Here is a 7,749-nt window from a genome sequence, read left to right as displayed (position 1 = left end):
TGCCCTAAAGCTGACCCGCTACGTACCGCCAGCGGCTTGGCAGCGCCGTCTGGGGGAGCTGTGCCAGCGACGTTGATGGCAACCCTGGCCTGCGAGCTCCCGGAGCTGGGCAAGCTCAGCGGGAAAGCCATCTCGGCCTTGGTAGGGGTTGCCCCCATGAACCGCGAAAGCGGCACCTGGAAAGGGAGACGGAGCATTAGCGGTGGCCGCGCCGTTGTACGCGAAGCGCTCTACATGGCGGCGCTGACGGCCAAACGCTATGAGCCTCGGCTCAAGGAATTTTTTGAATCCCTCGTCAAGCAGGGCAAGCCGGGCAAGGTGGCTTTGGTCGCGGTGATGCGCAAGATGCTGGTGATCCTCAACGCCCGCAAAAGGGATGCGGAGGCCCAGATGGCCTCCGCCTGACAAGACAGTTGCTACAGAGACAAAGAGAAGAAGCCGGCGTTCGCCGGCTTCGTCTTTATTTGACGGCGCAGTCACCGAACGACAGATAGTCCGAGCCAGAGCTGAACTGCAGCGTGCAGCTGGCGGTGAAGGCGGCGCCTTCTTCCAGTGCGCTGAGCTTGGCGGCCTGCTGCGCGTCGTCGGTGGTCAGCCGGGCCAGGACATTGCCCTGGTCATCGCCGGCCTCGATCAGCGGCTCGCCCTGCAGGTTGCTGGAAACGCCCAGCGCGACGGCGGTGAAGGTCACCGTCTGGTTGAGTTCTTCCATGCTCAGCGTCGAATAGCCGGCCTCTTCATAGGCCTGGTAGAGCGTCGGCAGATCCTGCGCGGCATGGGCGGCCAGCGGTGCGAGCAGGCCGAGGGAGAGTGCGATCAGGGTGGTGTGCTTCAAGAGAGTCTCACGATCATGGGATCCAATCCCATGGCGGTCATGGCGCGGATGAGCGCGACCGGATCGACGGCAGACTAACTGCCCTCCGTGGCCGCGCTGTAAGCGGGGCGATCCAATGCCCCGGTGGCCAGCAAAATAGGGGAAATGCCGTGCCCAGCGCAACCGGGTCATCGCGCGCGTGATACACAGCGTGACGTTCGATCGATGTGATAATCATTCGCGTTTAAGGTAGACTGCGGTCCCTTGTGAACCGGCGGCCCTGGGCCGCTTCTGCCGCCGCTGATGAAGCATTTCGTCCTGCCTTCGCGCCGTGGTCCGCTGGCCCGCGGACTGGCCGCCTTGATGATGGGTCTGCTCCTGGCCACCCCGTACGCCCACGCCCAGCAGCGCAATCCGCTGCAGAAGATCGGCCACACCGTGCTCGACGAGCCGGCGGCCAGCTATCGCTTCGAACATTTCGTGGTGGACAGCCCCGACCAGCAGCGCCGCTGGCGGGTGAATCTGGCGATTCCGGCCAAGGCCGGCAGGACGCCGTTGCCGGTGCTGTACGCGCTGGACGGCAATGCGGTGGCGATGGTGCTGGACCAGCCGCTGCTGGCCGAGCTGGCCGCGCGCAAGACGCCACCGGTACTGGTACTGATCGGCTACGACAACGACCTGCGCATCGATTCCAAGGCGCGCACACGCGATTACACCGCGTGGATCGATCGCGCAGACGACGAGAGCGGCAGCACCCAGGCGGTCGGCGGTGGCGCTGCGGCCTTCCTTGATGTGATCGAGCGCCGCATCAAGCCCGAAGTCGAGCGTCGCGCACGCATCGACGCGCAGCAGCAAGCGCTGTGGGGCCACTCACTTGGCGGGTTGTTCGTGCTCAATGCGCTGTACACCCGTCCCGCCTCCTTCCAGTCCTACCTGGCGGCCAGTCCGTCGCTATGGTGGAGCCAGGGTGCGGCACTGGGTGATCCGGAACAGCAGTTCGTGCAGAACGCGCATGGCCAGCCGGCGAAGCTCTGGCTGATGCTGGGTGGCGCCGAGCGCGTCGGTGATCGTGGCAAGCGCGACATGAACAATCCGCGCGTGGTCGCGCACCTGCGCCGTATCGGTGGGGCCACCCCGGATGCTGCCATGCAGCTGTCCGAGCGCTTGGGCAAGGTGCCGGGCATGCGCGTGCAGTACCGCGAGTTCCCCGGCCTCGGCCATGGTCCGATGCTGCCCGCGTCGTTCCACGCTGCGCTGCACGAGCTGTATGGCGTGACCGACCGCAGCGCCGATGACGGCGCGCCCAACGGTGGTGACAACGCCGCCGAATGAATCCCTTCGCATGCCAAGGCATGCGACCCCACTACCCAGGCGAGGCTGCCGATGTGCAGCGGCCCAGGCAACCGATGAATCCCGCGTCACGTGGCGCGGCCTACGTGTGCAAGGAGCCTTCCATGTCGTTCCGTCCGTCTTTCCGTCTTACCTCTCTCGCCGCTGGCCTGTTGCTGGCCGTGACCGCCACCGCACAGCCGGTGTTCGATCAGCCGGCCAACGCCACCTTCAAGGGCGAGGTTGTCTCGCGCGGTGAGAACGTGGTTCCCGGCAGCACTGCCGACGTGGTGGGTCGCGGTTTCGTGCCGGGCCAGAAAGTCAGCCTGCTGCGTGGCGACAGCGTGCTGAACACGCAGCCGCTGGTGGTCGATGCTGATGGCAACTTCAAGACCCAGCTGAGCATTCCGGCCGATGCGGTGCCGGGCACCCATCCTGTGGTGGTGCGCGCCAGCCAGCCGGCTGCAGCCACCGTGCTGAAGCTGCGCGTCTCGCCGCAGTTGCCGCTGTCCGGCCAGGCGCAGTTCGCCACCCAGTCCAACAAGCTGGTGCCGGGCCTGTACCAGTCCGCCTACAGCGCCGCCAGCAACGCGGTGTTTGTGACCTCGGCCGTGGGCCGCCCGCCGGTGACCCAGTCGCAGCTGCTGAAGCTGGACCCGAAGTCGCTGAAGGTGACCAAGGCGATCACCCCGGCGCAGGTGCCGGGCAGCACCAATGGCGCGGTCTACGCGGTCTACGGTGTCGGCGTGGATGACACCAACGGCAATGTCTGGGTCACCAACACCCGCCAGAACTCCATCGCGGTCTACCGCCAGAAGGACCTGTCGCTGGTCCACCAGTTCCCGGTCGATGCCGTGCCGCATGCGCGCGACGTGGTGGTTGATGGCACCCACGGCAAGGTGTTTGCCTCGGCCACGGGTGAGGACCACCTGTCGGTGTTCGACGCCAAGACCCTCAAGGAGCTGCCGGCGGTGACGCTGGAGTCCGGCGTGGACGACGGCAAGTTCACCCCGATGAGCCTGGTGCTGGACGAGAAGGGCGGCAAGCTGTTCACCGTCAGCATCGGCACCCCGGAAGCGGCAGTGATCGACGTGGCCAGCGGCAAGGTCGAGAAGGTCATCGACCTGGGCAATTCGATCAGCGCCTCGGGCGTGGCCTTCGACGCAGCGCGCAACCGCCTGTACGTGGCCTCGCAGGGCACTGACAACCTGCTGATCGTCGATGTGGCCGCCGGCAGGGTGCTGCATGACGTGCCGGTGGGCGCCGGTGCGCTGAACGTCGCCTTCGATGATGCCTCCGGCCTGGCCTACGTCAGCAACCGTGGCGCTGGCACGGTCACCGTGGTGAACGGTGACGGCAAGGTGGTCGCCAACCTCGACGGCGGTACGCTGCCGAACCACGTCCGTGCCGATGGAAAGGGCAACGTGTTCGCGGTGAACAAGTCGCGCGGCGCCGAAGACCCGAAGGGTGACCGCATCACCCGCATCACCCCGAAGCAGTAAGTCACACGGCAGGGCGGCGTGCGCGTCGCCCTGCCAGCAAGGAGAACGAGCATGAACATCGCGTCCCGTCTGCGCCTGTGTGCGCTTCCGTTGGCTGTCTCGCTGGCACTGGCTGCCTGTGGCGGTTCATCTACGCCCTCGGACAGCAGCAAGCCGGTTGAGCCCGCCGCCGCAACCGCGCCTGGCGAAGTTGCGTTGCCGGCTGGCTGGCAGCGCGTGGCTGGCACCGATATGCCGGTCGTGCGCGACCAGAAGGCTGTGCTGCCGGCCAAGGTGCATTCCGATGACGGCGCCGACGTCGAGGTGGCCGATACCAGCCGCATCATCGCCGGTGGTGACGACGTGATCGCGGTGATCGAGGCGCTGGGACTGAACAAGCAGGTGTTCGCCGCGCCGACCAACACCACCACCCAGGCTGGCCTGGCTGCCCCGCACCAGTTCCTGTTCAACCGCACCACTGGCGTGGAGGGCGTGCTGAGCCTGCAGGGCTCGCTGTTCCTCGGCAACAGCCTGCGTCGGCACACCGAGCTGGCGAAGAAGCTGCGTGAGGTGGGCGAACCGGCGGTGGTCATCGACGATCTGCAGCCGGCGCCGGACAAGGTGCGCAAGGTCGCCGCCGCACTAGGGCTGGCCGAAGCAGGGCAGGCACTTGCCACGCAGGTGCAGCGCCAGCTCGATGAGGCTGCAGCGATTGGCAAGGGCCTGGGCCATGCGCCACGACTGGTCCATGTATCGGCCACCGGCGCCGGAGGCTCGCCGACTGTTGCGGGTGCCGACAGCGCATCGGCGCAGCTGATCGCACTGGCTGGCGGCATCAACATCGGCACCGAGGCAGGGGTGAAGAACTACTCGCAGCTGAGCAATGAAGGCGTGGTCGCGGCGGCACCGGAGGTGATCCTGGTGACCGAGCATGACCTGCAGCTGTTCGGTGGTGCCGAGGGCCTGTGGAAGGCGTACCCGACGCTGAAGCAGACCCCGGCCGGGCAGGCCAATCGGGTCTGGGTGATGCCGGATGTGCAGCTGAAGTACACCAGTGTCGGTTCCGGTGCTGGCGCGCTGGCGCTGGCCAAGGCGCTGGCGGCGTTGCCGAAGGCATGAGTCCGGCGGATCGGCGCCGCCGTCGCGGGCGGACGATGTTGCTGGTGGCGTTGCTGGCACTGCTGGGAGCGGTGCTGGCCTCGTTCGCCGTGGGCCCGCTGCGGTTGCCGCCGCTGGAAGTGATGCAGGCGCTGGCGGTGAAGCTGGGCCTGCTCGATCCGCAGGCGGTCAGCAGCCGCGACCTCGCCGTGGTCTGGCAGTTGCGTATTCCGCGTGCCCTGTTGGGCGCAATGGTCGGCGCGTCGCTGGCGATGGCCGGTGCCAGCCTGCAGGGCCTGTTCGGCAACCCGCTGGCCGACCCTGGCATTGTCGGTGTCAGCCAGGGCGCTGCGCTGGGTGCGGTGGCCGCCATCGTACTCGGCGCTGCCGGTGCGGCCGGCTGGCTGGTGCCGGTGGCCGCGTTCGCTGGCGGCGCACTGGCAATCGGCCTGACCTACGCATTGGCCCGGCCCGGCAAGGGCACGGGCAACGCCACGCTGCTGCTGGTCGGTATCGCGATGGCCGCGTTCTGCTCGGCACTGATCGGTTTCCTCACGTACATCGCCAGCGAAAGCGAGCTGCAGTCGCTGGTGTTCTGGCAGATGGGCTCGCTGGCGCGCGCCAACTGGGCCGATGTGGCGGCCGTGGTGCCGTTGTTCGCCATCGGTGTGTTCGCGCTGCAGCGATTGGCCACGCCGCTGGACATGCTGGCGCTGGGTGAGCGCCAAGCGCAGCACCTCGGGCTGGATGTCACCCGCACGCGGCGTCGCCTGGTGGCGTTCAGTGCGCTGCTGGTGGGGGCTGCGGTGGCGTTTGCCGGTTCGATCAGTTTCGTTGGCCTGGTGGTGCCGCACGTGGCGCGCCTGCTGGTCGGCCCTGGTCATCGCTGGTTGCTGCCGTTGTCCGGCCTGCTCGGTGCGCTGCTGATCGTGGTGGCCGACACCGCGGCTCGCACGCTGGATCCGCCGGCGGAGATTCCTCTGGGCCTGTTCTCGGCTGCACTGGGTGCACCGTTCTTCCTCTGGCTGGTGCTGCAGCAGCGCCGCAAGGCCGCGCCATGAGCGTGTTGTTGAAACTGCACGAGGTGGTGGTGCGTCGCCAGCAGCGCGAGATCCTGCACGGCATCTCGCTGGCGTTCGAACCGGGTACGGTGACCGCGCTGGTCGGCCCGAACGGCGCGGGCAAGTCCACGTTGTTGGCGGTCGCCGCCGGCGACCTGCGCGCTGACGCGGGCGAAGTCAGCCTGTTGGGTAGGCCGCTGGCCAGCTACAAGGCCGGGCCACTGGCGTGCGAGCGTGCGGTGATGCCGCAGGAGCATGGCGTGCGCTTTGCCTTCAGCGTGGAGGAGGTGGTAGCGATGGGGCGCTTGCCGCACCCGCCCGACCCTGTAGTGGATGATGCGCAGGTGGAAGCCGCGATCGATGCCGCGGAACTGCAGGCGCTGCGCCTGCGTGAGGTGCAGCAGCTGTCGGGCGGTGAATCGGCACGGACCACGTTCGCGCGCGTGCTGGCACAGGACACGCCGTTGCTGCTGCTCGATGAGCCGACTGCAGCGCTGGACCTGCGCCACCAGGAGCGCACCCTGCGCAGCGTGCGCGCCTGCGCCGAGGGCGGTGCGTGCGTGATCGTGGTGCTGCACGACCTGAATCTGGCCGCCGGTTATGCCGACCGCATCGTGCTGCTGGAGCAGGGCAGGGTGGCGGCCGATGGCACGCCGTTGCAGGTGCTCACCGAAGACAACCTGCAGCGGGTTTACCAGCAGGATGTGGTGGTGCTGGAGCATCCGCGGCGCGGAGTGCCGTTGGTCGTGGTGACCTGAGCATCAAACTGCTCTGCCAGGCGACGTATCATGTGCGGTTCGTTCTCTTCAAAGGACTGATGCAATGATCCGTACTGTTTCACATGGCGTGCTGCTCTCGGCAATGGTCGCCTCTGTATGCGCCGTCAGCACCGCGTCCGCATCCTCGGTCTCCCTGATGAAGGCCGCCGAGCAGGCCTCGCGGATCGAGAGCCGGTATTCCACCGGCGGGAGCGCTCCGGTGGTTCCGGTGACGACCCGCTATTTCGCCAATGATGAAGTGCTCATCAGCTGGGATGACCAGCGGGTGCTGATGCTCTGCAGGGAGGCGGTGTACCTGCAGATTCCTGCCGGCAAGGCAGGTGACGTTGCGCTGGCCACCGAACAGCGGCAGATGATTGCCTACCAGGCGCTGATGTCGGGAATGGGTTCGCTTGCGACAGTGGCCGAAGCGGCAGGTGATTCCGTAGTGGTGGCAGACGACGGTAGCGAGCCCCGTCGCGCAGGTGAGAGCAGCTGGGCCTATGGGGTGGAACGCCATGACATCACTACCCAGCGCATGGCCGATGGCGCGCTGCGGATCCGGGCGCGCAAGACCGAGACCGTGAACAAGGCCAAGCCTGCGGAGCCGGACGACATGTTCAGTACCGAAGACGACCAGGCGGCGCGACTGTCGGAGCTGGCGCCGGTCGGCAGCTGGACCGAGGTGGTGGTCCATGGCGGCCCGCGCCAAGCGCAGGTGGATCCGGCGATGTCGCTGAAGGGATGGATCTCGATGGGGGACGACCAGGCTGCGACCGTGGCTGAGGCCCGCAAGCTGCATGAGTGCAAGTAAGGCGGGGTAGGGGTCAGAGCCCTTTGCTGTGGCAAAGGGATCTGACCCCTTTCATTGTCGGCCTCATCGTTCCATTTATGTGCTCAATATTCACTTGCGCGCCAGATTGGCAGGTCTAGAATGCGCCCCATGAACCGGATGCCGCTCCTGAAGTTTTTCACCCTGACCCGCGCAAGCGCGGAACGGGCGTATCTGCCTGGAGCCCCACGAGGCCGTTGAGACGGCCATCGCTGGACCTTCGACAGAGCGCCCTCCGGGGCGCTCTTTTCGTTTCACCCATCACCCGCTGTACCGCAAGGAGAACGTGCCATGCACCAGATCGCCGAGACCGAACGCTAGCCGCGCGCCCTGTCGCCAACCGGGGTGCGCGGCCCTCGAAGTTGGCTTTGCAGGA

Annotated in this window: 8 protein-coding genes; 7 read left to right on the top strand and 1 reads right to left on the bottom strand. The window is 66.9% G+C overall.

From position 1 onward, the window contains the following. A partial coding sequence (locus tag AC13GA_RS10735) for a transposase (protein WP_482998086.1) occupies positions 1 to 405 on the top strand: 405 nt, incomplete at its 5' end. Positions 406 to 460: 55 nt separating this feature from the next. Here the strand turns inward: AC13GA_RS10735 and AC13GA_RS10730 are convergent. Then, positions 461 to 835, bottom strand: coding sequence for a hypothetical protein (locus AC13GA_RS10730; RefSeq protein WP_482998085.1), 375 nt, complete (start codon positions 833 to 835; stop codon positions 461 to 463). A gap of 282 nt (positions 836 to 1,117) precedes the next feature. Between AC13GA_RS10730 and AC13GA_RS10725 the strand changes: the two genes are divergently transcribed. The 6 genes from AC13GA_RS10725 to AC13GA_RS10700 all read left to right on the top strand — a co-directional run bounded on the left by AC13GA_RS10725 (position 1,118) and on the right by AC13GA_RS10700 (position 7,355). Further along, positions 1,118 to 2,146, top strand: a complete 1,029-nt coding sequence (locus AC13GA_RS10725; protein ID WP_482998084.1) for an alpha/beta hydrolase — start codon at positions 1,118 to 1,120, stop codon at positions 2,144 to 2,146. Positions 2,147 to 2,268: 122 nt separating this feature from the next. Further along, entirely contained in the window at positions 2,269 to 3,645 is a 1,377-nt protein-coding gene (locus tag AC13GA_RS10720) for a YncE family protein (protein WP_482998083.1), read from the top strand. A gap of 51 nt (positions 3,646 to 3,696) precedes the next feature. Then, positions 3,697 to 4,743 carry a heme/hemin ABC transporter substrate-binding protein gene (locus tag AC13GA_RS10715; protein WP_482998082.1) on the top strand — a complete coding sequence of 349 codons (1,047 nt, stop codon included), beginning with the start codon at positions 3,697 to 3,699 and terminating at the stop codon, positions 4,741 to 4,743. Further along, positions 4,740 to 5,783, top strand: a complete 1,044-nt coding sequence (locus AC13GA_RS10710; protein WP_014037165.1) for a FecCD family ABC transporter permease — start codon at positions 4,740 to 4,742, stop codon at positions 5,781 to 5,783. Before AC13GA_RS10715 ends, AC13GA_RS10710 begins: the two co-directional genes overlap by 4 nt. Then, positions 5,780 to 6,541: a heme ABC transporter ATP-binding protein gene (locus tag AC13GA_RS10705; protein ID WP_482998081.1), complete on the top strand. Its 762-nt coding sequence runs from the start codon at positions 5,780 to 5,782 to the stop codon at positions 6,539 to 6,541. The genes AC13GA_RS10710 and AC13GA_RS10705 overlap by 4 nt, the downstream gene beginning before the upstream one ends. A gap of 64 nt (positions 6,542 to 6,605) precedes the next feature. After that, on the top strand, positions 6,606 to 7,355 hold the full coding sequence (locus AC13GA_RS10700) for a hypothetical protein (protein ID WP_482998080.1): 750 nt from the start codon (positions 6,606 to 6,608) through the stop codon (positions 7,353 to 7,355). Positions 7,356 to 7,749: the final 394 nt, after the last annotated feature.

The organism is Stenotrophomonas sp. 22DLJC03, assembly GCF_056861405.1.
The sequence above is the reverse complement of the archived record's forward strand: the minus strand, read 5'-3'. Positions and strand labels throughout refer to the sequence as shown.